This window comes from Hydrogenophaga sp. (assembly GCF_041913525.1).
In the GTDB taxonomy this organism is placed as follows: domain Bacteria; phylum Pseudomonadota; class Gammaproteobacteria; order Burkholderiales; family Burkholderiaceae_C; genus Hydrogenophaga.
The window spans coordinates 25,342-49,941 of the sequence record NZ_JAYSFD010000005.1 but is presented as its reverse complement, the minus strand read 5'-3'; the positions used below and the strand labels follow the sequence as shown (position 1 = coordinate 49,941).

Below are 24,600 nucleotides of genomic sequence, written 5' to 3'. Positions count from 1 at the left end.
GTCAAGCGTGCCGGCTCTGGGCCAGGCAATGGTCGAGCGCGGCGAAAAATGGGGGGTCGATGTCCAGTTCGAGGGGAACTGCCCAGATGCCCGCTTGGGGTTCTGCCCCGCGCAGTTTGACGGCGTCCTTTTCGGTGCACAGCAGGTCCAGGCCACTGGCCTGCAGCGATCTCAGTGCGCTTTGCGGATCGGCGTGGTCGGCCAGCGCGTGGGTGGCTTTTAAGGTCAGGCCCTGGGCCCTGAGCATCTCAAAAAACACCTCCGGACGCGCAATGCCGGCCAGCGCCACCACTGCCCGGCCCGCCCAATGGCTCAGGGGGCGCCGCTCGCCACTGAGGTGAATGGCGTGCGCGGCCAGGCGGCGCCGGGCACGCCAGACACGCCGTCCAGGCAAGGGCGGCACGGCCTCGCCAGCGGTGTGCGGTGCCACCTGTTGAAGCAACAGGTCAGGGTAAGGCTGAGCGCTGGTGGGGGGCCAGGGTTCGCGCAACAGCCCCGCTGGCAACAGCCAGCCGTTGCCGATGCCCCGGTCATCGAATACCACCAAGCGCACGTCGGCCACCAGCGCCCTGTGCTGCAGGCCGTCGTCGCAGACCACGATGTCCACCTCGGGGTGCTGGGCCAGCATCGCCTGGGCGGCCTGCGCACGCTGGCGCCCCACCCAGACGGGGACTCCGGTGGCGTGCCAGATCAACAGCGGCTCATCGCCGACCAGTCGGGCAGTGGCCTGCGCATCGACGCATTGAATGGTCTTGTCTTCCCGCCCGTAGCCGCGCGAGACCACGCCGGGGCGCCACCCTTTCGCCTGCAGGTGCTGCACCAAGGCAATGGTGGCGGGCGTTTTGCCCGCACCACCGACGACCACATTGCCCACCACCACCACCGGCACCGGCAAGCGGGTTGATGTCAGCCAGCCCCGGTTGTAGAGATCGTGTCGCCACTTCACCAGCAAGCCGTACAAGCCTGCAACGGGCCTGAGCAGGCGAGCAGGCATGCCACGGGCCAACGCCATCTGGCGCCAGGCCGACTGGCGCAGCGCCTGGCGATCTGGGTCTTGCACCGCTTCCTCCGCGGGTCAGGGGCGTTGGCGTGCCGACGCGCCACCCTGCTGCGTGGCAAAGGTGATCTGCACCAGGCCTGCGCGCCGTGCCGCGTCCATCACGTTGATCACCGACTGGTGTGCTGCTTGCGCATCGGCGCTGATGATGACCATGACATCGTCCCGGTCACCCTTGGCCTCTGCGAGCGCGGCGGCCAGGCCCTCCACTGCGCTGGCATCGATCACCCGGCGGTCCACGGCGTAACGCCCATCGCTGCCCACCGACACGATGACCTCGCGCGGGTTCTGCTTGGGCGCCTGGGCATCCGCCACCGGCAAGTTCACTTGTAGCTCCGTGTACTTGCTGTAGGTGGTGGTGAGCACAAGAAAGATGAGCACCACCAGCAGGATGTCGATGAACGGGATCAGGTTGATCTCGGGCTCTTCGCGGGAACCGGGGCGAAAGTTCATGGTGACGGCTGCGGTGTCGGGTCAGGCCTTGCGCAGGCTCACCAAGTGCCGGGCGAATCGCTCGGCGGCCAGTTCCATCGTCAACAGGAAGTCGTCCACCCGGGCGCGGAAATAGCGCCAGAAGATCAGGGCTGGAATGGCGACGATGAGTCCGAATGCGGTGTTGTAGAGCGCAATCGAGATGCCGTGGGCGAGCTGGGCGGGGTTGCCGCCGCCGGGCGTGAGTCCGGTGCCCGCCTGCGAGCCGAAGATCTCGATCATGCCGATCACGGTGCCCAGCAGACCGAGCAGGGGCGCTGCTGACGCGATCGTCGCCAGGGCACCCAGGTATCGCTGCAACTGGGCGGCGGCTTGGCGCCCGGCGCCCTCAAGACTGGCTCGCACGTCGTCTTCAGAGGCGCGGGGGTTGGCGCTGATGGCGCGAAAGCCGGCGGCCAGTACAGCGCCCAGAAGGGAGTTCTGCTCCAGCTGGTTGACCACGTCACCGTTGGGCACGCCGTTGCGCGAGACCATGATGGCTTCATCCAGCAGCTTGGGCGGTGCGATTTTGCTGGTTTTCAGGCTGGCGAACCGCTCGATGACGAGGGCCAAAGCGAGCACGGAACAGAGGATGAGGGGCCAGATTGGCCAACCCGCGGCTTGTATGATCGAAAGCAAATCAGGGCTCCAGGCTGGGGCCGCCGTCGTAGGCGGTGTCATGAGTCGACGGATTATGGCGCAGCCCTCGTGCCGACTGCGGTGCTCGCTCGCCAGAGGGTCTGACAGGGGATCTGCCCGGTGCGATGGATCGCTGTGGATCATTCACAGATTCTGTGGATAACTTTGTGAAGATCCTTGAGAACAAGCATCGGCAAGCCACGCCTGATGCGGCTCTGAGTGGTTTGCCCGCTTTTTGGGCACACCAAAATGCATTGAAATCAACGGACTTCTCGCTCGACCCGAGCGGAGCAAGCGCCACCAGAAGAAAGCAAGGCCTCTTGCGGCCTTGTGGACATATTCCCCTTGGAAACCGGCATGTTTGAACACTTTGAGACGAATTCGCCAGCGCAGCCGGGTCGCGTGTGGGCCGTTGGCCCCTTGGTGCGCGCCATCGCTGACACGCTGGCGGCCAGGTTCAACCCGGTGGCCGTGCAGGGCGAGATATCCGGCTTTTCGCGCGCCGCCAGCGGGCACTGCTACTTCTCCCTAAAGGATGAGGCCGGACAGATGCGGTGCGCCATGTTCCGACGCGCGGCCGATCAACTGGCGTTTGCGCCGCGCGATGGCATGCGGGTGCAGGTGCGGGGCAAGCTGGACGTGTATGGCCCCCGGGGCGACTTGCAACTCATCGTTGACTCGATGGCGGTGGCGGGGCAGGGCGCCTTGTTTGAGCAGTTTCTGAAGCTCAAGGCTCAGCTTGAAGCCGAGGGCCTGTTCGAGGCTGCCCGCAAGCGGCCGCTGCCTCTGCAGCCACACCGCATCGGTGTGGTCACCTCGCTCGGGGCCGCAGCCCTTCGCGACGTGGCCACGGCGCTCAGGCGCCGAGTGCCGCACCTGCCCGTGGTGGTGTATCCCGCCTCGGTTCAGGGAGCCCAGGCGCCAGCCGAGATCGTGGCGGCTTTGGAGAGCGCCTATCGACGGGCTGAGTGTGACGTGCTGTTGCTGGTGCGGGGCGGCGGTTCGCTGGAAGACCTGTGGTCGTTCAACGACCCCGAGGTGGTGCGTGCCATCACTCGGGCGCCCATGCCGGTGGTGGTGGGGGTGGGGCACGAAACCGACTTCACCCTGGCCGACTTCGCGGCTGACCTCCGGGCGCCCACTCCCACCGCGGCAGCCGAGATGTGCGCCCCGGATCGGCAGCGGCGCTTGCAAGAACTGGCCTATTGGGCCGAGCGGCTGGGCAGCGCCTCTTGGGCCATGCTTGATGTTCGCGCCCAGCGACTCGATCGACTGGCTCAGCGTTTGGGTCGCCCGTCAGGCCGACTGCACTTGGCCCAACGAGAACTCGCGTCCCTTGAGCATCGCCTTCAAGCGGCCGTTCGCCAGCGGGCCCAGAAAGGGCAGGCCCGACTGGATGTGATGGCCCGCGCCCTGCCGGCCTCGATCAGGTCGGCCATGCTGGGCCAACAACACCGCCTGCAACGCGCCGAGACCGCCTTGAAGATGCTTGACCCTCAGTTGGTGCTGGAGCGTGGCTTCGCCTTGGTGACCGATGAGACTGGCCACACGGTGGTGCGTGTCGAGCAGGTGAAGCCCGGCGACCGCTTGCGGGTGCGCGTGGCCAATGGCGAGTTTGCGAGTGAGGTCAGGGCGGACGAGCAATCGCCTCACTGAGTGCGGTGTTGCTTGTCGTGCCTACAATGCGCCTTCCTTACCACAAGAACCTCAGAGGAACACATGGAACACACCCTGCCCCCGCTGCCCTATGGCCTGGACGACCTGGCTCCGCACTACAGCCGCGAAACCCTCGAGTACCACCACGGCAAGCACCACAACGCCTATGTGGTGAACCTCAACAACCTGCAAAAGGGCACCGAGTTCGAGAGCCTGTCGCTCGAAGAGATCGTGAAGAAGTCCTCTGGCGGTATCTACAACAACGCCGCCCAGATCTGGAACCACACTTTCTTCTGGAACTGCATGAAGCCCAACGGCGGCGGTGAGCCCACCGGTGCGCTGGCCGCGGCCATCAACGCCAAGTGGGGCAGCTATGCCGCCTTCAAGGAAGCCTTCGTGAAGAGCGCCGTGGGCAACTTCGGCTCGGGCTGGACCTGGCTGGTGAAGAAGGCCGACGGCTCGGTGGACATCGTGAACACCGGCGCGGCCGGCACCCCGCTGACCACCGCCGACAAGGCACTGCTCACCGTGGACGTGTGGGAGCACGCCTACTACATCGACTACCGCAACCTGCGCCCGAAGTTCGTCGAGACCTTCCTGGACAAGCTGGTCAACTGGTCCTTCGCCGAACAAAACTTCGCCTGATCGACCTGGTCGGTTCGACCTCAAACAAGGCCCAAGGGACATGCCCCTTGGGCCTTTTTTCTTGGTTCGTTGTGTTCAACAGGCGGACATGGAGGGTCTTTCGGGTTGGAGGCCGGAAAAAAATTTGTCCCGATGGCGGTGAATTTTTTGCATTGTGGGAATCGAGTTCAAAAAATGGGGGGGATGCTGCGCGCGTCGTCGCAAAATCAGGCGTTTGCCGAGCAGATCGCGCGCACAACGGGCATCGGTTCAGAAACCCGGTGAATGACCGGACACACTTTCGGAGATAAACCATGAGTTCCCAGCATCCCACCATCATCTACACCTTGACCGATGAGGCACCGCGCCTGGCGACGGCGTCGTTCCTGCCCATCGTGCGTGCCTTCACCGCCCCGGCGGGCATCGAGGTGGCCGACGCCGACATTTCCCTGGCTGGCCGCATCCTGGGTGAGTTCCCCGAGTTCCTGACCGAAGCGCAGCGTGTGCCCAACGTCCTGGCCGATCTGGGCAAGAAGACCTTGCAGCCCGATGCCAACATCATCAAGCTGCCCAACATCAGTGCGTCGGTGAACCAGCTGACCACCGCCATCAAAGAGTTGCAGGCCAAGGGCTTCAACATCCCCAACTTCCCCGAAGACCCCAAGTCTGACGAAGACAAGGCCATCCGCGCCCGCTACGCCAAGGTGCTGGGTTCGGCCGTGAACCCGGTGCTGCGTGAGGGCAACTCCGACCGCCGCGCGCCCAAGGCCGTGAAGGAGTACGCACGCAAGAATCCGCACAGCATGGCCGAGTGGAGCCAGGCGTCGCGCACGCACGTCTCCCACATGCACCACGGCGACTTCTATCACGGTGAAAAGTCCATGACCCTGGACCGCGCCCGTGACGTGAAGATGGAGTTGATCACCAAGAGTGGCAAGACCATCGTGCTCAAGCCCAAGGTCTCCCTGCTCGACCGCGAGGTGATCGACAGCATGTTCATGAGCAAGAAGGCCCTGCTGGCCTTCTACGAAAAAGAGATCGAAGACGCCCGCAAGACCGGCGTGATGTTCTCGCTGCACGTGAAGGCCACCATGATGAAGGTGTCGCACCCCATCGTGTTCGGCCACTGCGTGAAGATCTTCTACAAGGAAGCCTTCGAGAAGCACGGCGCCCTGTTCAAGGAACTGGGTGTGAACGTCAACAACGGCATGGCCGATCTCTACGGCAAGATCGCCACCCTGCCCCAGTCCAAGCAGGAAGAGATCAAGCGCGACCTGCACGCCTGCCACGAGCACCGCCCCGAGCTGGCCATGGTGGATTCCGCCAAAGGCATCACCAACTTCCACTCGCCCAACGACATCATCGTTGACGCCTCCATGCCGGCCATGATCCGCAATGGCGGCAAGATGTGGGGCGCCGACGGCCGCCTGAAGGACGTGAAGGCCGTGATGCCCGAGTCGACCTTCGCCCGCATCTACCAGGAGATGATCAACTTCTGCAAGTGGCACGGCGCCTTCGACCCCAAGACCATGGGCACCGTGCCCAACGTCGGCCTGATGGCCCAGCAGGCCGAAGAGTACGGCTCGCACGACAAGACCTTCGAGATCCCCGAAGACGGCGTGGCCAACATCACCGACCTCGACACCGGTGAGGTGCTGATGAGCCAGAACGTGGAAGCCGGCGACATCTGGCGCATGTGCCAAGTGAAGGACGCCGCCATCCGCGATTGGGTGAAGCTGGCCGTGACCCGCGCTCGCAACTCCGGCATGCCGGTGGTGTTCTGGCTCGATGCTTACCGTCCGCACGAAGCCCAGCTCATCACCAAGGTCAAGATGTACCTGCACGAGCACGACACCACGGGTCTGGACATCCAGATCATGAGCCAGGTGCGCGCCATGCGTTACACCCTGGAGCGCGTGATCCGCGGCCTGGACACCATCAGCGCCACCGGCAACATCCTGCGCGACTACCTCACCGACCTGTTCCCCATCATGGAACTGGGCACTTCGGCCAAGATGCTGTCCATCGTGCCGCTGATGGCCGGCGGTGGCATGTACGAGACCGGCGCTGGTGGCTCGGCTCCCAAGCACGTGCAGCAGTTGGTGGAAGAAAACCACCTGCGCTGGGACTCGCTGGGCGAATTCCTGGCGTTGGCCGTGTCGCTGGAAGACCTGGGCATCAAGAACGGCAATGCCCGCGCCAAGCTGTTGGCCAAGACGCTGGATGCCGCCACCGGCAAGCTGCTGGACAACAACAAGAACCCGTCGCCCAAGACCGGTCAGCTCGACAACCGCGGCAGCCAGTTCTACCTCTCGCTGTACTGGGCCCAGGAACTGGCCACCCAGACCGAAGACGCCGAGCTGGCCGCCAAGTTCGGCGCGATTGCCCAGGAACTGGCTGCCAATGAGGCCAAGATCCTGGAAGAACTGAACTCGGTGCAGGGCAAGGCCGTGGACATCGGCGGCTACTACCTGCCCGACACCGCCAAGCTGGAGGCCGTGATGCGCCCCAGCCAGACCTTCAACGCCGCGCTGGCAAAGCTGGCCTGATCGTCAGGTTGTGACAGCAAAACGCCCCGCCGGGTTGACGCTCGGCGGGGCGTTTTTTCTTGTTGATCGCTGTTGAGTCGGCTTAGCGGTTGCCGTCAAAGAAGGGCGCGCGCAAACGCTGCCCGGCCTGGATGCCGCGCTTGGCAAACCATCCCTGGTGCATTTCCAGCACATAGCGCACCGGCTTGGCCGAACAGTGCGAGTCCAGGCTTTGGGGCTTCATGTCGGCCAGGTTGACGACCGTGCCGTCATCCGCCACGAAGGCGGCAGTGAGCGGCAGCAGGGTGTTCTTCATCCAGAAACACTGGGTGCCAGGCTGTTCGAACACGAACAGCATGCCTTCGTTGGTGGGCATCTCGCGGCGGTGCATCAGTCCAATGGCGCGCTGCTGCGGGGTGCTGGCCACCTGGGCCTGGATGCGGTGCATGCCGGCTGTCATTTCCACGCGTGGCAGACCGGTCTGCGGGCCTTCCTGCGCCCACGCGCCAGGGGCGAGCAGGGCAGTTGCCGAGGTGAGAAAGAGGGCGAGCAAGCGGGGCAGATGGCGGGTCATGGTGCAAAGGGTAGGGTTGCGCACGGCCGCATTGTCGGGGATCGCGCAGGAGTGGCGCGTCGGGCAGGGACGCCCAGGTGGCAGCAAGGCCCTGGCCCCAGGTCCTAGAATGCGCCAGCCTCGCGACGGGCCGGCACGTGCCCGCGCCGAACCTCCATAGCTTTTCACTTTCGACACAAATCCTCCATGTACAAGCACATCCAGGTACCTGCAGAAGGCCAGAAGATCACGGTCAATGCCGACATGACACTGAACGTGCCCAACGAGCCCATCATTCCGTTCATTGAGGGTGATGGCACCGGGGTGGACATCACGCCGGTGATGCTCAAAGTGGTCGATGCCGCGGTGCAGCGGGCCTACGGCGAGACGCGCCGCATTCGCTGGATGGAGGTCTTTGCTGGCGAGAAGGCCACTCGCATCTACGGCCCCGATGTCTGGTTGCCCGACGAGACGTTGCACGCCATCAGGGACTACGTCGTGTCGATCAAGGGGCCGTTGACCACGCCAGTGGGTGGTGGCATTCGGTCGCTCAATGTGGCCTTGCGCCAAGAGCTGGATCTGTATGTGTGTTTGCGGCCCGTGCAGTACTTCAAGGGCGTACCGTCGCCTCTGAAGGAGCCCGAGAAAACCAATATGGTCATCTTCCGAGAAAACTCGGAGGACATTTATGCCGGCATCGAGTACGAGGCCCAGTCGGACAAGGCGAAAAAGCTCATCCGTTTCCTGCAAGAGGAAATGGGCGTGACCAAGATCCGCTTCCCCGACACCTCGGGCGTTGGCGTCAAGCCGGTGTCCATCGAGGGAACCGAGCGTCTGGTGCGCAAGGCCATCCAGTACGCGATCGACCACGACAAACCCAGCGTGACCCTGGTGCACAAGGGCAACATCATGAAGTTCACCGAGGGCGCCTTCCGCGACTGGGGCTATGCCCTGGCCCAGCGGGAGTTCGGTGCTGAGCCGATCGATGGCGGGCCATGGTGCCGCCTGAAGAACCCGCGCACCGGCCGCGACATCATCGTCAAGGACGTGATCGCCGACGCCTTCCTGCAGCAAATCCTGTTGCGCCCGGCCGAGTACTCGGTGATCGCCACGCTCAACCTGAATGGCGACTACATCTCCGACGCCCTCGCCGCCCAGGTGGGCGGTATCGGCATCGCCCCGGGCGCCAACATGAGCGACTCGGTGGCCTGCTTCGAGGCCACCCACGGCACGGCGCCAAAGTACGCCGGCAAGGACTATGTCAACCCGGGCTCGGAAATCCTCTCGGCCGAGATGATGTTGCGGCACATGGGCTGGAAAGAGGCCGCAGACCTGATCATTCGGTCCATGGAGCGGTCGATCCAGTCCAAGCGAGTCACCTACGATTTCGCCCGCCTGATGGAAGGCGCCGAGCAGGTGAGTTGCTCAGGTTTTGGTCAGGTGATGATCGACAACATGTAACAAGCAGTCGCGCGATTGCAGGCCCCCGCAGGCTTTTCCTCGGGGGCTTTTTTACATCCCGCGTCACGCCTGTGTCTTTTCAATCCCGCACGGCGTGCGGGCCCGATGCCGGCCGCTAGAATGGTTTTCATGGTTGCCCAGACCCCCAAAAAACCCGAGATTCCCGCGGCTCCGCCCAGTGTGGGGCGCGACGACGCGGTGGTGTTGGAGCGCCGCGCACAGCGCATCCAGCCGCCGCAGATGTACCAGGTGGTGCTGCTCAACGACGATTTCACACCCATGGAGTTCGTGGTGCATGTCATCCAGGAATTCTTTGGCAAAGACCGGGAGACTGCCACCCAGATCATGTTGAAGATTCACCTTGAGGGCAAAGGCATATGTGGCGTGTATTCACGCGACGTGGCCAGCACCAAGGTAGACCAGGTCTTGCAAGCCGCCCGGGCCGCCGGGCACCCCCTTCAATGCCTGAGCGAACCTGTTGAATAAGCCGCAAATCCCCCCATCTTGGACCGTATCCAGACTTTCGCATCCCGGTAAAGTCGATCTCGTTCACTCTCTTAGCCAAAGGACGTGCCCATGATTGCCCAAGAACTTGAAGTCAGCCTGCACATGGCTTTTGTGGAAGCCCGGCAGCAACGGCACGAATTCATCACCGTCGAGCACTTGTTGCTCGCCCTGCTCGACAACCCCAGCGCCGCCGAGGTGCTGCGTGCCTGCTCGGCCAACATCGACGACCTGCGCAAGTCGCTGACCACCTTCATCAAGGACAACACCCCCCAGGTGGCCGGTACCGACGAGGTGGACACCCAGCCCACCCTGGGTTTCCAGCGCGTCATTCAGCGCGCCATCATGCATGTGCAGTCCACAGGTAACGGCAAGAAAGAGGTGACCGGTGCCAACGTGCTGGTGGCCATTTTTGGCGAGAAGGACTCGCATGCCGTGTACTACCTGCACCAGCAGGGCGTGACCCGCCTCGATGTGGTCAATTTCATTGCGCACGGCATTCGCAAGAGCGATCCGCCAGAGGCTTCCAAGCCCGGCGAAAGCGCGGCCGACAACGAGGAGGCCGCCGAGGCCAAGAGCAACGAGAAAGCCTCTCCGCTGGAGCAGTTCACCCAGAACCTGAACCAGGCCGCCAAAGAGGGCAAGATCGACCCGCTCATTGGCCGCGACTACGAGGTCGAGCGCGTCATTCAGATTCTGTGCCGTCGTCGCAAGAACAACCCCCTCCTCGTGGGCGAGGCCGGCGTAGGCAAGACCGCCATTGCCGAAGGCTTGGCTTGGCGCATCACCCAGGGAGACGTTCCCGAGATCTTGGCCGAGTCCGTGGTGTACTCGCTGGACATGGGTGCGCTGCTGGCGGGCACCAAGTACCGCGGCGATTTCGAGCAGCGCCTCAAGGGCGTGCTCAAGTCCCTCAAGGACAAGCCCAATGCGGTGCTGTTCATCGACGAGATCCACACCTTGATTGGTGCGGGCGCCGCATCGGGCGGCACCCTGGACGCGTCCAACCTGCTCAAGCCTGCGCTGTCCAGCGGCCAGCTCAAGTGCATTGGCGCGACCACCTTCACTGAGTACCGTGGCATCTTTGAGAAAGACGCCGCCCTGAGCCGTCGCTTCCAGAAGGTGGACGTGGTGGAGCCGACCGTCGAGCAGACGGTTGACATCCTCAAGGGCCTGAAGAGCCGCTTTGAAGAGCACCACAACGTGAAGTACGCCGTGGCTGCTCTGCAGGCCGCCGCCGAGTTGTCGGCCAAGTACATCAACGACCGCCACCTGCCCGACAAGGCCATTGACGTGATCGACGAGGCCGGCGCTGCCCAGCGCATCCTCGCGCCGAGCAAGCGCAAGAAGACCATCGGCAAGAACGAGGTGGAAGAGATCGTGGCAAAGATCGCCCGCATTCCGCCCGCCAACGTGTCCAACGATGACCGCGGCAAGCTGCAGACGCTGGAGCGCGACCTCAAGAGCGTGGTGTTTGGCCAGGACAAGGCACTTGAGGTGCTGGCCGCCAGCGTCAAGATGGCGCGCTCGGGCCTGGGCAAGGCCGACAAGCCGATTGGTGCCTTCCTGTTCAGCGGCCCCACTGGTGTGGGCAAGACCGAGGCCGCCAAGCAGCTGGCCTACATCATGGGCATTGACCTGATTCGCTTCGACATGTCGGAGTACATGGAGCGCCATGCCGTGAGCCGCCTGATCGGCGCGCCTCCGGGTTATGTGGGCTTTGACCAGGGCGGCTTGCTGACCGAGGCCATCACGAAGAAGCCGCACTGCGTGCTGCTGCTCGACGAGATCGAGAAGGCGCACCCGGACATCTTCAACGTGCTGCTGCAGGTGATGGACCATGGCACGCTCACCGACAACAACGGGCGCAAGGCCGACTTCCGCAACGTGATCATCATCATGACGACGAACGCGGGCGCCGAGACGATGAACAAGGCCACCATCGGCTTCACGAACCCGCGCGAGGCGGGCGACGAGATGGCCGACATCAAGCGCCTGTTCACGCCCGAGTTCCGCAACCGCCTGGACGCCATCGTGAGCTTCAAGGCGCTGGATGAGAACATCATCCTGCGCGTGGTGGACAAGTTCCTGTTGCAGCTCGAAACCCAGTTGGCCGAGAAGAAGGTGGAGGTCACCTTCACCGACACGCTGCGCAAGCACCTGGCCAAGAAGGGCTTCGATCCGCTGATGGGCGCGCGGCCGATGCAGCGCCTCATTCAGGACACGATTCGCCGCGCCCTCGCGGACGAACTGCTCTTCGGTCGGTTGACCGACGGCGGTCGCCTGACGGTGGACTTGGTGACCAAGTTGGGCGAGGACGGCAAGGAGACCCAGGAGGTCAACCTGGACATTCAGCCTTTGTCCAAGAAGGAAGGCAAGGCCAAGCCGGAAGAGGCCACCGAGGTCTGATCAAGGCAGCGCTTACCCCAGCAAAAAGCCCGGCACTGCCGGGCTTTTTGCTGTTGGGCGCAAGGCCCTTCTTGCAGGCGTTCAGCGGCGCTTGCTGCCGCCGAGCAGACCGCCCAACACGCCGCGCACCAACTGGCGCCCCAGGTTGCTGGCCACGGTGCGGGCCGCCGTTTTGGCCATGGTTTGCACCAGTCCATCGTATTGGCCGCCGCGCGGGCCGGTACGGCCAAACAGGGCCTCGTTGATCATGCTGCCGATGCCGCCTTCTTCGGTCTGCGGCGCCGTGGCGCCGGGCACGCGTGGGGTCTTGGGCTGGCCCTCAGCCTCCGGTTCGCTGGTCTGGCGCTTGCCGGCGTGGGCCTGCAGCACCTCGTACGCGCTTTCACGGTCCAGCACCTTTTCGTAGGTGCCGGCCACCAGCGAATCGCGCAGCAGTTGTTGGCGTTGCTCGGGCGTGATGGGGCCAATCTGGCTGCCCGGCGGGATCACATAGGCGCGTTCGGTTTCGGTGGGCCGGCCCTTGGCGTCCAGCAGGCTCACCAGGGCCTCGCCCACCGCCAGTTCGGTGATGGCGGCTTCGATGTTGAGGCCAGCCTTGGGGCGCATGGTCTCGGCGGTGGCTTTGACGGCTTTCTGGTCGCGCGGCGTGAAGGCGCGCAGCGCGTGCTGCACGCGATTGCCCAGCTGGCCGAGCACGCTGTCGGGGATGTCCAGCGGGTTCTGGGTGACGAAGTACACGCCCACGCCCTTGGAGCGCACCAGGCGCACCACCAGCTCTATGCGCTCCACCAGCACCTTGGGCGCCTCGTCGAACAGCAAGTGGGCCTCATCGAAGAAGAACACCAGCTTGGGCTTGTCGGGGTCGCCAATTTCCGGGAGGGTTTCGAACAGCTCGGACAGCATCCACAACAAGAAGGTGGCGTACAGCCGGGGGGAGTTCAGCAGCTTGTCGGCGGCCAGGATGTTGATCACCCCCATGCCGTCGACGGTTTGCATGAAGTCCTGGATGTCGAGCATGGGCTCGCCGAAGAAGCGGTCGCCGCCTTGCTGCTCGATTTGCAGCAGCCCGCGCTGGATGGCGCCAACGGAGGCGGCGCTGATGTTGCCGTACTCGGTGGTGAACTGCTTGGCGTTGTCGCCCACGTGCTGCAGCAACGCCCGCAGGTCCTTCATGTCGAGCAGCAGCAGACCGTTGTCGTCGGCGATCTTGAAGACCAGGTTGAGCACGCCTGCCTGCGTGTCGTTGAGGTTGAGCATGCGCGCCAGCAGCAGCGGGCCCATGTCGCTCACGGTGGCGCGCACCGGGTGGCCTTGTTCGCCGAACACGTCCCACAGGGTGGTGGGGCAGGCCACCGGGTCGGGCAGGGGCACGCCACGTTCATTGAGCACCGCCGCCAGCTTGGCGCCGATCTGGCCGGTCTGGCTGATGCCGGTGAGGTCGCCTTTGATGTCGGCCAGGAAGACCGGCACGCCTTGACGAGAGAACTGCTCGGCCAGGCGCTGGAGGGTAACGGTCTTGCCGGTGCCAGTGGCCCCGGTGATGAGGCCGTGGCGGTTGGCCAAGGCGGGCAGAAGTTCGCAGGTGGTGCTTGCGTTCAGGGCGATTGGCATCGCTTGTGCCATGGCGGAATCCTCGCTGTCGGTGGAATCGTAAAATCGCGGGTTACGTTCAGATCAAAGCCTAACAGGCAAAAGGACAAATTCGTGGCCGGACACAGCAAATGGGCGAACATTCAACACCGCAAGGGCCGTCAGGACGAGAAGCGCGGAAAGATCTGGACCCGGGTCATTCGTGAAATCACCGTGGCGGCTCGCCAGGGTGGCGGCGATCCGGCGATGAACCCGCGCCTGCGCCTGGCCATCGAAAAGGCCAAGGCCGCCAACATGCCGGCCGATCGCATCAAGTACAACGTGGACAAGGCCTCCGGCACGCTGGAGGGGCTCACGCTGGAAGAGATTCGCTACGAGGGTTACGGCATCGGCGGGGCCGCGGTGATCATTGACACCATGACGGACAACCGCGTGCGCACCGTGGCCGAGGTGCGGCATGCACTCAGCAAGCACGGTGGCAACCTGGGCACCGAAGGCTCGGTGTCGTTTCAGTTCAAGCACTGCGGTCAGTTGGTTTTTGCCCCGGGCACCAGCGAAGACAAAGTGATGGAAGTGGCGCTGGAAGCGGGCGCCGAAGACGTGATCACCGACGAGGAAGGCGCCATTGAGGTGCTGACCGCGCCCGGCGACTTTGAGGCCGTGAAGAACGCGCTGGAGGCCGCTGGCCTCAAGCCCGAGCTGGCCGAGGTGACCATGCGCGCCGAAAACACCATCGCCCTGTCGGGCGACGACGCGGCCCGCATGCAAAAGCTGCTGGACGTGCTGGAAGACCTGGACGACGTGCAAAACGTGTTCCACAACGCCGAGATCAACGAATGAAGGTTCTAGTCATTGGCGGCGGTGGCCGCGAGCACGCTTTGGCCTGGCGCCTGAAGCAATCGGAAGGCGTCAGCCAGGTGTTCGTTGCGCCCGGCAACGCCGGCACCGCACGCGATGCGCAACTGGTGAACCTGCCCATCACCGACAAGGTGGCGCTGCGCGAGTGGGCACAGCGCGAAGGCGTTGCGCTGACCGTGGTGGGGCCAGAGGCGCCGCTGGCCGCAGGTGTGGTGGACGAGTTCCGCGCCCATGGGCTGGCCATCTTCGGGCCGACCCAGGCCGCCGCGCAGCTGGAAAGCTCCAAGGCCTTCTCCAAGGCCTTCATGAAACGCCACGGCATCCCCACGGCCGAGTACGAGACCTTCACCGACCCGCAGCAGGCCCATGCCTACGTGGACGCCAAGGGTGCCCCCATCGTGGTGAAGGCCGACGGCCTGGCCGCTGGTAAGGGCGTGGTCGTGGCCATGACGCTGGCCGAAGCCCACGAAGCCATTGACTTCATGCTGCTCGACAACAAGCTGGGCGTGGCCCACAACGAGGGCGGCGCCCGCGTGGTGATCGAGGAATTCCTGGAAGGCGAAGAAGCCAGCTTCATCGTGCTGTGCGACGGCGAGCACGCCCTGGCCCTGGCCACCAGCCAGGACCACAAGCGCCTGCTCGACGCCGATCAAGGCCCCAACACGGGCGGCATGGGCGCGTATTCGCCCGCGCCAGTGGTGACGCCGGCCGTGCACCAGCGCGCCATGGAAGAGGTGATCCTGCCCACCATGCGAGGCATGAAGGCCGATGGCATCCCCTACACCGGCTTCCTGTACGCTGGTCTCATGATCACCCGCGACGGCGCGGTTAAGACGCTGGAATTCAACTGCCGCATGGGCGACCCGGAAACCCAGCCGATCATGATGCGCCTGCGCAGCAACTTTGCTCAGGTGCTGCTGGCCGCCACCCGTGGCGAACTCGATCGCGTGCAACTCGATTGGGACCCGCGCGTGGCGCTGGGCGTGGTGATGGCGGCGCACGGTTATCCCCTGACTCCCCGCAAGGGCGACGCCATCACCGGCTTGCCCGCCGACGAGGCCGACCGCGTGGTGTTCCATGCGGGCACGGCAGACCAGGACGGCTCGGTGGTGGTGTCGGGCGGGCGTGTGTTGTGCGTGACCGCGCTGGCCGACAACGTGGCCGCGGCGCAGCGCCGGGCCTACGAAGTGGTGGACGCCATTCGCTTCGATGGCATGCAGTGCCGCCGCGACATCGGTTACCGCGCGCTTTGAACGCCTGCGCCGCCGGGCCACTTCACCGCCAACCATTGGGACGGGCTTGCCTTGGCAGGGCCCGGTTCAGGGCCGCCACGCTTGTCGGCGGCCCCACATGCCGATAGGGTGAGACTTCATGGACATCGACAACACCGACCTGGTCAGGGAATACCTCACCGACTTGCAGGATCGCATCACCAGCGCCGTGTCCCAGGTGGACGGCGGCCAGTTCGTGGTCGACGCATGGACCAAGCCGGCAGGCGAGCGCCTGCAAGGCTCGGGCATTACGCAGATTCTGGAGGGGGGCGCCATTTTCGAGCGCGCCGGTTGCGGCTTCTCCCATGTGAAGGGGCCGCAACTGCCGCCCTCGGCCACGCAGCACCGCCCGGAGTTGGCCGGTGCGCCTTTCGAGGCCATGGGTGTCTCGCTGGTGTTCCACCCGCAGAACCCGTATGTGCCCACGGTGCACATGAACGTGCGCATGATCGCCGCTAAACCGGCCGGGCAAGAGCCGGTTTACTGGTTCGGTGGTGGCATGGACCTCACCCCCTACTACCCCTTTGAAGAAGACGCGGTGCATTTCCACCAGACCTGCAAGACCGCGCTCGATCCGTTCGGGGTGGACAAGTACCCGCGCTTCAAAACCTGGTGCGACGAGTACTTTTACTTGAAGCACCGCGACGAGCAGCGCGGCATCGGCGGCGTGTTTTACGACGACTTCAGCGAGTTGGGCTTTGACGGCAGTTTTGCCATGACCAGTGCGGTAGGCGATGCTTTTCTTGACGCCTACCTGCCCATCGTCGATCGCCGCAAGCACACGCCATTCGGCGAGCGTGAGCGCAGCTTCCAGCTTTACCGCCGTGGCCGCTACGTCGAGTTCAACCTGGTTTGGGACCGGGGCACGCACTTCGGCCTTCAGTCGGGCGGGCGCTCGGAATCCATTCTGTTGTCGATGCCGCCGCTGGTGAGCTGGGCCTACAACCGCCAGACGAAGCCCGGCACGCCCGAAGACCGCTTATACCGCGAGTTCCTGGTGCGCCGGGATTGGGTCTGATGGGCGACGACGCGCAAGCGCCGCGGCGCATTGGCATGTTTGGCGGCGCTTTTGATCCGCCCCACGGCGCCCACCGGGCGTTGGCCGAGGCGGCGCTGCAGCAACTCGCGTTGGACCGGCTGCACGTCTTGCCCACTGGCATGGCGTGGCACAAATCCCGCACCTTGTCGCCGGCCGAGCACCGCGTGGCCATGTGCCGCCTGGCGTTCGGCGACTTGCCCGGCGCAGTGATCGACGAGCGGGAAATTCACCGCGCCGGCCCCAGTTACACCGCGGATACCCTGGCTGAGTTGCGGGGCGAATACCCACAGGCCGAACTGTTCCTGGTGCTCGGTGCCGACCAGTTGCTGGCCTTTAAAACCTGGGTGCGGTGGCAAGAGGTGGTGGATCTCGCCACCTTGGCCGTGGCCAACCGTCCCGCCCACATCGGCGCCGATGCGCTGATGGCGCCGCCCGAGGAAACCGACCTGTCTCAGGTTGATCTGCCGTTCCGGCGCCTGGTGATGCCACTTCAAGCCGTCAGCGCCACAGCGGTTCGTGCGCGCCTCGCCCAGTCTGCCGGTGCGCCGGCCGACGGGCTGGATGTGCTGGTGCCGCCATCGGTCGCAAGCTATATTTCGCAACACCACCTTTACCAAACCCCTACATGACCAGCGAAACCACCGTCAAAAAAGACATCCAGAAACTGCAGCGCGCCATCATCGACGGGCTGGAGGACGTGAAGGGGCAAGACATCGTGGTGTTCAACACCGAAGAGATGTCGCCTTTGTTCGAGCGCGTGATCATCGCCAGCGGCACCTCCAACCGGCAGACCAAAGCCCTGGCGGCCAGCGTGCGCGACGCTGTGAAGGATGCGGGTTTCGACAAGCCTCGCATTGAGGGCGAAGAGAACGGCGAGTGGATCATCGTGGACTGCGGTCAGGCCGTGGCCCACGTGATGCAACCCGTGATTCGCCAGTACTACCGCCTCGAAGAGATCTGGGGTGCCAAGCCCGTTCGCCTGAAGCTGGGCGCAGAGAAGGCGGCCGCCGCCAAGAAGGCCACGGCCAAGAAATCGACCAAGAAGGACGAGGGTGGCGCAGAGGCCGCCGCTGTGCCGGCCAAGGCCGTGATCCGCAAGACCGCCAAGGCCGCCGCGGCCAAGTCGGCTCCCGCGAAGAAGGCGCCTGCCACCAAGACGGCCGCTGGCAAGGCCTCGGCCAAGTCGGGCACCGCCGCCAAGAAGGCGCCTGCGCGCAAGACCTCGGCCAGCAAGCCCAAGGCTGACCTGCCCAAGCTGGTGGTGAACAAACCCACCGCCAAGAAACCCGCGGCCAAGAAGACCAGCGCCAAACCGGTCGCCAAGGCCGCCGCCAAACCGGCAGCCAAGAAGCCCGCCGCCAAGGCCAGCAAAGCCAAGGCATGAAGCTCGTGATCGTCGCGGTCGGGCAGAAGGTGCCCGACTGGGCCCAGACCGCCTACGACGATTACGCCAAGCGCTTTCCCCCTGACCTGCGGGTCGAGCTCAAAACCGTCAAGACCGAACCGCGCGGCAGCAAGACCCGCGAGACGCTCATGGCGGCCGAGCGCGAGCGCATCGAGGCGGCCCTGCCCAAGGGTTGCCGTGTGGTGGTGCTGGACGAGCGCGGCACCGCGCTGACCACGCAGGCCCTGGCGCAGCAGCTCACCCAGTGGCAACACGGTGGCGACGACGTGGCCCTCATCATCGGCGGCCCCGACGGGCTTGACCCGGCCCTGCGCGCCGCGGCCCAACAGCGCATCCGCCTGTCCGACCTCACCCTGCCGCACGCCATGGTGCGCGTGCTGCTGATCGAGCAGTTGTACCGGGCGTGGTCCATCAACGCCCACCACCCCTATCACCGCGAATGAGCGATTCCGATTTCATCTACCTGGCCTCCCAAAGCCCGCGCCGACGCCAGTTGCTGGAGCAATGGGGCCTGCGCTGCGAGCCCTTGTTGCCTGCGCCCGAGGAGGACGCCGAGGCGCTGGAGGTGGTGCTGCCCGGCGAAGCCCCGGCCGCCTACGTGCGCCGCGTCACCGACTTGAAACTGCAGGCGGCCTTGGCCAGGCTCAAGCAGCGTGGCCTGCCGCCCGCGCCGGTGCTTTGCGCCGACACCACGGTGGCGATTGGCCGACGCATCCTGGGCAAACCGGCCGATGCGGCAGAGGCCCGCGCCATGCTCACCGAGCTGTCTGGCCGCACGCACCGCGTGCTCACCGCCGTGGCGGTGGGCAAGCCGATGGCGCGTGGCCAACGCTGCTGGACCGCCTTGTCGGCGTCCACCGTGACGTTTGCCCCGCTCACCGCCGCGCAAATCCGCCGCTATGTGGACAGCGGTGAACCCATGGGCAAAGCGGGTGCCTATGCCATCCAGGGACAGGCGGCCCTTTGGGTGAGCCGCATCACCGGCAGCTACCCTGGCATCGTGGGCCTTCCAGCCTTCGAGACCGCCCAACTGCTGCGGCAGGCGGGCATCGAACTAATTTGACGGGCACACCCCATGAGCCAGGACATCTTGATCAATTGGTCGCCGCAGGAGACACGGGTGGCGGTGGTGGAGCAGGGTGCCGTGCAAGAGGTGCACCTGGAGCGCACGCTGGAGCGAGGCCTGGTGGGCAACATCTACCTGGGCAAGGTCTCGCGTGTGCTGCCGGGCATGCAGTCGGCCTTTATTGACATCGGCCTGGACCGCGCCGCCTTTCTGCACGTGGCCGACCTGATGCCCAACATCCAGGCCAAGCACGCCGCGCCCCGAACCTCAGCCGCCGATGGTGCGGCGCCGGTGCTGGCGCCCAACCCGGTGCTGCCCATCGAGAAACAGATCTTCGAGGGCCAGGCCCTGATGGTGCAGGTGCTCAAAGACCCGATCGGGACCAAGGGCGCGCGCCTGACGGCGCAGATCAGCATCGCCGGGCGCTTGCTGGTGTTTTTGCCGCAGGACAACCACATCGGCGTGTCGCAGAAGATTCCGCCTGCCCAGCGCGAGGCGCTGCGCCAACGCGTGTTGCGCATCGCGGCCACCACCGATGGCTCGGCCACCGGCGGCTTCATCCTGCGCACCAATGCCGAAGACGCCAGCGACGAAGAGCTGACCGAAGACGTGGCCTACCTGCGCAAGACCTGGCTGCGCATCAAAGAGGCCGCCTCGCGCCAGCCGCCGGCCACGCTGCTGCACGAAGACCTGAACCTGATGCAGCGCGTGCTGCGCGACCTGGTGGGCGCGCAGACCCAGTCCATCCGCATCGACTCGCGCGAGCAGCACGCGCTTCTCACCGCCTTTGCGGCCGAGTACATGCCCGACACGGTGGCCAAGCTGCAGCACTACAGTGGCGAGCGCCCCATCTTTGACCTGTACAACATCGACGAAGAGATCGCCCGTGCCCTCAGCCGGCGGGTGGACCTGAAATCGGGCGGTTACCTGGTGATCGACCAGACCGAAGCCCTGACCACGGTGGACGTGAACACGGGCGGCTTTGTGGGGGCGCGCAATTTCGACGACACGGTGTTCCGCACCAACCTGGAGGCCGCGCAGGCCATCGCGCGGCAGCTTCGGTTGCGCAACCTCGGCGGCATCATCATCGTGGACTTCATCGACATGGTCCGTGATGACCACCGCGAGGCGGTGCTCACCGAGTTCCGCAAGCAACTCGCTCGGGACCGCGTGAAGACCATGATCGGCGGCTTCTCGCAGCTCGGCCTGGTGGAGATGACGCGCAAGCGCACCCGCGAGTCACTGGCGCATGTGCTGAGCGAGCCCTGCGACGCCTGTGCCGGCAAGGGCACGGTGAAGACCGCGCGCAGCGTGTGCTACGACATCCTGCGTGAGATCTTGCGCGAGGCCCGCGCCTTCAGCCCGCGCGAATTCCGCGTAGTGGCGTCGCCCAAGGTGGTGGAGTTGTTTCTGGACGAAGAGCGCCAACACCTGGCCGGCCTCTCAGACTTCATCGGCAAGCCCATCTCGCTGCAGAGCGAGAACACCATGACGCAAGAGCAGTACGACATCGTGCTGCTCTGAGCCTGAGTCGTCAGGCGGGGCTGCCGCCCACGCCCTGCGCGTGCAGGCGGGCATAGAGCCCATCGGCCCGCACCAGGTGGGCGTGTGTGCCTTGCTCCACGATGCGGCCCTCTGCCAGCACCACCACCCGGTCGGCGTGCTCGATGGTGGAAAGCCGGTGGGCGATGACCAGCGTGGTTCTGCCTTGCATCAGCCGGCTCAGGGCTTCTTGAACCAGGCGTTCGGATTCGTTGTCCAGCGCCGAGGTGGCCTCGTCCAGGATGAGGATGGGCGCGTTCTTGTAGATGGCCCGTGCAATCGCCAGGCGCTGGCGCTGGCCCCCGGACAGCTCGGCCGCGTTGTGGCCCACGGTGCTGTGAATGCCGGCGGGCAGCCGCTCCAGCAGGTCGCCCAGGTTGGCCGAGCGCAGGGCGGCCGTTACCCGGGCCTCGTCAATCTGGCCATCGGCTTCGCCCAGGGCCACGTTGGCGGCCAGGCTGTCATTGAGCATCACCACGTCTTGGCTCACCATGGCGAATTGGCGACGCAAGCAGCTCAGCTCCCATTCGGCCAAGGGAACACCGTCCAGCAAGACCTGGCCGCGCTCCAAGGCGACAAAACGCGGCAGCAGGTTGACCAGGGTGGTTTTGCCAGACCCTGAGGGCCCCACGAAAGCCACCACTTCGCCAGGGCGGATGTCCAGGCTCACGCCACGCAAGGCCAGGCTGTGATGCCCCTGCTCGTTGCCGCCGCCCTTGCTGGGGTAGCGCACCCACACGTCTTGGAGCGCAATCGCGCCCGCCACACGCTCGGCGCGGTGCGCGCCGCTGCTTTCAACAGGCGTGGTCTCGATGAGTTCCAGGCCGCGCTCCAGGGCCGCCAGACCCCGGGTGATGGGACCACTGATCTCGGCCAGGTGTCGTATGGGCGTGATGAGCATGAGCATCGCCGTCACGAAGCCGACGAAGTTGCCCACGGTCACGCCGCTGCTGCTGCTCTGCCACAGCGCCACCGCGATCACCGCCGACAGGGCGGCGGCGGCCAGCATCTGCGTGAGTGGCGTCATGGCCGCCATGGCGATGGTGGATTTCAGGGCCAGCCGGCGCAGTGCCACGCTGAGGTGGTCAAAGCGCTGCGCCTGGCGCTCTTGTGCGCCGTGCAGGCGAATCATGCGGTGGGCCAGGGCGTTTTCTTCCACCACGTAGGCCAGCTCGTCCGTGGCCTGCTGGCTGGCGCGGGTGAGCTTGTAGAGCCGGCGCGAGAGCACCCGCATGATGAGCACCAGCCCCGGAAACACGGCCAGCACGATCAGCGTGAGTTTCCAGTTGAGGTAGAGCAGGTAGCCGAGGAGGGCGACCACGGTCAGGCTGTCCTTGGCCAGGGTGAGGAAGGCCGACACCAGCATCTGCGAGCCGTTCTGCACCTCGTACACCAGGGTGTTGGAGAGCTTGCTGGCGCTTTGGTCGGCAAACAGCGTCATGCGCGCTTCATTGAGCTTGGCGAACATGGCCCGGCGCAGGTTGAGCATGCCCAGGCTGGCGGTGTAGGAAAGGGCGTACTGCGCCACGAAAGTGGCGATGCCGCGAATGCCAAACAAGCCCATCAGCGCCACCGGCACCATCCACAGTGGCACTTGGCCAGCAGAGAAACCTTTGTCCAGCAGGCCTTGCAGCAGCGCGGGAATGGCCGGCTCGGTGAGGGCCCCCACCAGCGTGGCCAGGGCGGCCAGCACGATGCCGGTTTTGGCGCCGCGGAAATACGGCCACACGCGCCGCAGGCGCTGAGAGAGCGTGCCACCCAGGGGCGGTTGGGGCGTTGGGGCGTTGGTCAAAAGCGTGGTGTCCTGATGCCTGGCGGTCGCGGGAACCCTTTGGGTGCACGGCGATCCATGAAAAAGCTGGGGTGAGCCGGGCCTTGCGATCACATCTTGTCACGAGCCTGCCCGGCGCGTCCGGTATTATCGGCCGGTCGTGCCGGACCGCCCTGGTCCCTATTTCTGGCACAACGACACTCTCAGGATGCCCGACTTGACCTTCTCCGATCCGTCTGTCCGGATGCCGCGCCGTCGCGCGCTTGGCTTGGTGTCTTCCCTCCCCCTGCTGTCCATGCCCTTCGGCACTGCCCACGCGCAGTTCCGCGTGGAAGTGGCGGGCGTGGGCCTGACGCAGTTCCCGTTTTCTGCCGTCAGCTTCCGGGGCAACGACGTGGCAAGCGAGAACATCGCCGCCATCGTTCGTGCCGACCTGGAGCGCAGTGGTCAGTTCCGCTTTGTCGAGCCCATCACCGGCGGTCTGGACGAAACCTCCCGGCCTGACCTGGGCCCTTGGCGCGACCGTGGTGCCGACTCGCTGCTCACCGGCAGCGTGATGCGCCTGGCCGACGGCCGTTTCGATGTGCGCTTTCGCCTGTGGGACGTGGTTCGTGCCCAAGACCTGGGTGGCCTGAGCTACCCGGTGCCCGGCACCGACCTGCGCCTGGCCGCTCACCGCATCGCCGACTACATCTACGAGAAGCTCACCGGCGAGAAGGGCGTGTTCTCCACCCGCATCGCTTACGTGACCAAGGGCGGTGCCCGCTACAACCTGTGGGTGGCCGATGCCGACGGCTTCAACGCCCGCGCCGCGCTCACCAGCCCCGAGCCCATCATTTCCCCCAGTTGGGCGCCCGGTGGTGCACAACTGGCCTACGTGTCTTTCGAGGCACGCAAGCCGGTGATCTACGCCCACGACGTGGCCACGGGCCGACGCCGCCTGCTGGCCAACTTCAAGGGCTCCAACAGCGCGCCCACCTGGTCGCCTGACGGCCGCACCCTGGTGGCCACGCTGTCGCTCTCGGGCAATGCCCAGATCTACGCCATGGACGCCAACGGCGGTGATCCCCGGCGCCTCACCCAGAGCGGCAGCATTGACACCGAGCCGGTGTTCAGCGCCGACGGCAAGAGCATCTTCTTCGTGAGCGACCGTGGCGGCTCACCGCAGATTTACCGCATGCCCGCCAGCGGCGGCAGCCCCCAGCGCCTCACGTTCAACGGCAACTACAACATCTCGCCGGCGCCCAGCCCCGATGGCCGTTGGTTGGCTTTCATCTCTCGCATCAACGGGGCCTTCCGCCTGCACGTGATGGACCTGGCCAGTGGCACCGTGAGCGCGCTCACGGATTCCAGCGCCGACGAAAGCCCCAGCTTCTCGCCCAACAGCCGCATGATCATCTACGCCACCCGCGACAAGGGCAGCGAGGCGCTCATGACCACCACGGTGGACGGCCGCATCAAGACCCGCCTGGCGGGTTCGCAGGGCGACATCCGGGAGCCCGAATGGGGGCCCTTCCTGCGCTGACGCTGCGCCCGTTTTCTGTTGTTGTTCTCCTCTCGTTCACCTCACTCCCTCAACCATCATGAGCCTCAACTCTGTTTCGACCCTCTTCACCACTCGCCGCGTCGGCGTGGTGGCTGCCGTTCTTTCCGCTGCCTTGCTGGCCGCTTGCGGCTCCAACGTCAAGCTCGACGATGTGCCCGTGGTCGACCGCACCGGTACCGCCGCCAATGGTGCTGGCGGCCCCGGTGGCCAGGGCAGTGGGGTGGACCAGCGTGGCGTGGCCGGCGTGCAGGTGCCCGGTACCAACGGCAACCAGCCGCAAGCCATGCAGCGCATCGTGTACTTCGACTACGACAGCTTCGAGGTCAAGCAAGAATTCGCCGGCACCCTGGAAGCCAACGCCCGTTACCTGAAGGCCAACCCCAGCGCCCGCGTGAACCTGGAAGGCCACACCGACGAGCGCGGTGGCCGTGAATACAACCTGGCCCTGGGCCAGAAGCGCGCCGAGGCCGTGCGCCGTTCGCTCTCGCTGCTGGGCGTGGGCGAAGCCCAGATGGAAGCCGTGAGCTTTGGTGAAGAGAAGCCCGCGCAAGTGGGGGGCGACGAAGCCGCCTGGTCCAAGAACCGCCGCGTTGAACTGACCTACCGCTGA

22 protein-coding genes are annotated in these 24,600 nt (G+C 65.2%); 16 read left to right on the top strand and 6 right to left on the bottom strand.

All coding sequences use genetic code 11. The features are described 5' to 3' along the window. Nucleotide 1: 1 nt before the first annotated feature. The 3 genes from lpxK to ACE3RQ_RS08265 all read right to left on the bottom strand — a co-directional run bounded on the left by lpxK (nucleotide 2) and on the right by ACE3RQ_RS08265 (nucleotide 2,167). On the bottom strand, nucleotides 2-1,012 hold the full coding sequence (lpxK, locus tag ACE3RQ_RS08275) for a tetraacyldisaccharide 4'-kinase (protein ID WP_374521656.1): 1,011 nt from the start codon (nucleotides 1,010-1,012) through the stop codon (nucleotides 2-4). 63 nt (nucleotides 1,013-1,075) lie between these two features. Continuing rightward, nucleotides 1,076-1,510 carry an ExbD/TolR family protein gene (locus ACE3RQ_RS08270; protein ID WP_374521492.1) on the bottom strand — a complete coding sequence of 145 codons (435 nt, stop codon included), beginning with the start codon at nucleotides 1,508-1,510 and terminating at the stop codon, nucleotides 1,076-1,078. Nucleotides 1,511-1,531: 21 nt separating this feature from the next. Further along, nucleotides 1,532-2,167: a MotA/TolQ/ExbB proton channel family protein gene (locus ACE3RQ_RS08265; RefSeq protein ID WP_374521491.1), complete on the bottom strand. Its 636-nt coding sequence runs from the start codon at nucleotides 2,165-2,167 to the stop codon at nucleotides 1,532-1,534. 357 nt (nucleotides 2,168-2,524) lie between these two features. Here ACE3RQ_RS08265 and xseA point away from each other — a divergent pair, with 357 nt between their 5' ends. The 3 genes from xseA to ACE3RQ_RS08250 all read left to right on the top strand — a co-directional run bounded on the left by xseA (nucleotide 2,525) and on the right by ACE3RQ_RS08250 (nucleotide 6,996). Next, entirely contained in the window at nucleotides 2,525-3,823 is a 1,299-nt protein-coding gene (gene xseA / locus ACE3RQ_RS08260; RefSeq protein WP_374521490.1) for an exodeoxyribonuclease VII large subunit, read from the top strand. Between the two features lie 63 nt (nucleotides 3,824-3,886). Further along, entirely contained in the window at nucleotides 3,887-4,468 is a 582-nt protein-coding gene (locus ACE3RQ_RS08255) for a superoxide dismutase (RefSeq protein WP_374521489.1), read from the top strand. Between the two features lie 293 nt (nucleotides 4,469-4,761). Further along, nucleotides 4,762-6,996, top strand: coding sequence for an NADP-dependent isocitrate dehydrogenase (locus tag ACE3RQ_RS08250; RefSeq protein WP_374521488.1), 2,235 nt, complete (start codon nucleotides 4,762-4,764; stop codon nucleotides 6,994-6,996). An 82-nt stretch (nucleotides 6,997-7,078) separates the two neighbouring features. Here ACE3RQ_RS08250 and ACE3RQ_RS08245 read toward each other — a convergent pair whose 3' ends face one another. Continuing rightward, the gene (locus ACE3RQ_RS08245) at nucleotides 7,079-7,549 is read right to left on the bottom strand and encodes a DUF192 domain-containing protein (RefSeq protein WP_374521487.1); all 471 of its coding nucleotides are present in this window, start codon (nucleotides 7,547-7,549) and stop codon (nucleotides 7,079-7,081) included. Between the two features lie 186 nt (nucleotides 7,550-7,735). On the opposite strand from ACE3RQ_RS08245, the gene icd reads away from it, so the two are divergent. From icd to clpA, 3 genes are all read left to right on the top strand, one after another. Next, nucleotides 7,736-8,989: an NADP-dependent isocitrate dehydrogenase gene (gene icd / locus ACE3RQ_RS08240; protein WP_374521486.1), complete on the top strand. Its 1,254-nt coding sequence runs from the start codon at nucleotides 7,736-7,738 to the stop codon at nucleotides 8,987-8,989. A gap of 120 nt (nucleotides 8,990-9,109) precedes the next feature. Beyond that, nucleotides 9,110-9,475, top strand: coding sequence for an ATP-dependent Clp protease adapter ClpS (clpS, locus tag ACE3RQ_RS08235; protein WP_374521485.1), 366 nt, complete (start codon nucleotides 9,110-9,112; stop codon nucleotides 9,473-9,475). Nucleotides 9,476-9,565: 90 nt separating this feature from the next. Continuing rightward, nucleotides 9,566-11,902, top strand: a complete 2,337-nt coding sequence (clpA, locus tag ACE3RQ_RS08230) for an ATP-dependent Clp protease ATP-binding subunit ClpA (protein WP_374521484.1) — start codon at nucleotides 9,566-9,568, stop codon at nucleotides 11,900-11,902. Nucleotides 11,903-11,983: 81 nt separating this feature from the next. On the opposite strand, the gene ACE3RQ_RS08225 is transcribed toward clpA, so the two are convergent. Further along, nucleotides 11,984-13,525: a helicase HerA-like domain-containing protein gene (locus tag ACE3RQ_RS08225; RefSeq protein ID WP_374521483.1), complete on the bottom strand. Its 1,542-nt coding sequence runs from the start codon at nucleotides 13,523-13,525 to the stop codon at nucleotides 11,984-11,986. An 81-nt stretch (nucleotides 13,526-13,606) separates the two neighbouring features. On the opposite strand from ACE3RQ_RS08225, the gene ACE3RQ_RS08220 reads away from it, so the two are divergent. The 8 genes from ACE3RQ_RS08220 (at nucleotide 13,607) to rng (ending at nucleotide 20,655) form a co-directional block, all read left to right on the top strand. Next, on the top strand, nucleotides 13,607-14,332 hold the full coding sequence (locus tag ACE3RQ_RS08220) for a YebC/PmpR family DNA-binding transcriptional regulator (RefSeq protein WP_374521482.1): 726 nt from the start codon (nucleotides 13,607-13,609) through the stop codon (nucleotides 14,330-14,332). Further along, nucleotides 14,329-15,603 carry a phosphoribosylamine--glycine ligase gene (purD, locus tag ACE3RQ_RS08215; protein ID WP_374521481.1) on the top strand — a complete coding sequence of 425 codons (1,275 nt, stop codon included), beginning with the start codon at nucleotides 14,329-14,331 and terminating at the stop codon, nucleotides 15,601-15,603. Before ACE3RQ_RS08220 ends, purD begins: the two co-directional genes overlap by 4 nt. 118 nt (nucleotides 15,604-15,721) lie before the next feature. Then, entirely contained in the window at nucleotides 15,722-16,639 is a 918-nt protein-coding gene (hemF, locus tag ACE3RQ_RS08210; protein ID WP_374521480.1) for an oxygen-dependent coproporphyrinogen oxidase, read from the top strand. Beyond that, nucleotides 16,639-17,289, top strand: a complete 651-nt coding sequence (nadD, locus tag ACE3RQ_RS08205; RefSeq protein ID WP_374521479.1) for a nicotinate (nicotinamide) nucleotide adenylyltransferase — start codon at nucleotides 16,639-16,641, stop codon at nucleotides 17,287-17,289. Before hemF ends, nadD begins: the two co-directional genes overlap by 1 nt. After that, nucleotides 17,286-18,044, top strand: a complete 759-nt coding sequence (rsfS, locus tag ACE3RQ_RS08200; protein ID WP_374521478.1) for a ribosome silencing factor — start codon at nucleotides 17,286-17,288, stop codon at nucleotides 18,042-18,044. The genes nadD and rsfS overlap by 4 nt, the downstream gene beginning before the upstream one ends. Continuing rightward, nucleotides 18,041-18,508 carry a 23S rRNA (pseudouridine(1915)-N(3))-methyltransferase RlmH gene (rlmH, locus tag ACE3RQ_RS08195; protein ID WP_374521477.1) on the top strand — a complete coding sequence of 156 codons (468 nt, stop codon included), beginning with the start codon at nucleotides 18,041-18,043 and terminating at the stop codon, nucleotides 18,506-18,508. The genes rsfS and rlmH overlap by 4 nt, the downstream gene beginning before the upstream one ends. Continuing rightward, complete coding sequence (locus tag ACE3RQ_RS08190; protein WP_374521476.1) at nucleotides 18,505-19,128, top strand: nucleoside triphosphate pyrophosphatase; 624 nt, start codon at nucleotides 18,505-18,507, stop codon at nucleotides 19,126-19,128. Before rlmH ends, ACE3RQ_RS08190 begins: the two co-directional genes overlap by 4 nt. 12 nt (nucleotides 19,129-19,140) lie before the next feature. Then, entirely contained in the window at nucleotides 19,141-20,655 is a 1,515-nt protein-coding gene (rng, locus tag ACE3RQ_RS08185; RefSeq protein WP_374521475.1) for a ribonuclease G, read from the top strand. Between the two features lie 10 nt (nucleotides 20,656-20,665). On the opposite strand, the gene msbA is transcribed toward rng, so the two are convergent. After that, on the bottom strand, nucleotides 20,666-22,465 hold the full coding sequence (gene msbA, locus ACE3RQ_RS08180; RefSeq protein WP_374521474.1) for a lipid A export permease/ATP-binding protein MsbA: 1,800 nt from the start codon (nucleotides 22,463-22,465) through the stop codon (nucleotides 20,666-20,668). A gap of 223 nt (nucleotides 22,466-22,688) precedes the next feature. Here msbA and tolB point away from each other — a divergent pair, with 223 nt between their 5' ends. Then, nucleotides 22,689-23,969, top strand: coding sequence for a Tol-Pal system beta propeller repeat protein TolB (tolB, locus tag ACE3RQ_RS08175; RefSeq protein ID WP_374521655.1), 1,281 nt, complete (start codon nucleotides 22,689-22,691; stop codon nucleotides 23,967-23,969). A gap of 58 nt (nucleotides 23,970-24,027) precedes the next feature. After that, complete coding sequence (pal, locus tag ACE3RQ_RS08170) at nucleotides 24,028-24,600, top strand: peptidoglycan-associated lipoprotein Pal (protein WP_374521473.1); 573 nt, start codon at nucleotides 24,028-24,030, stop codon at nucleotides 24,598-24,600.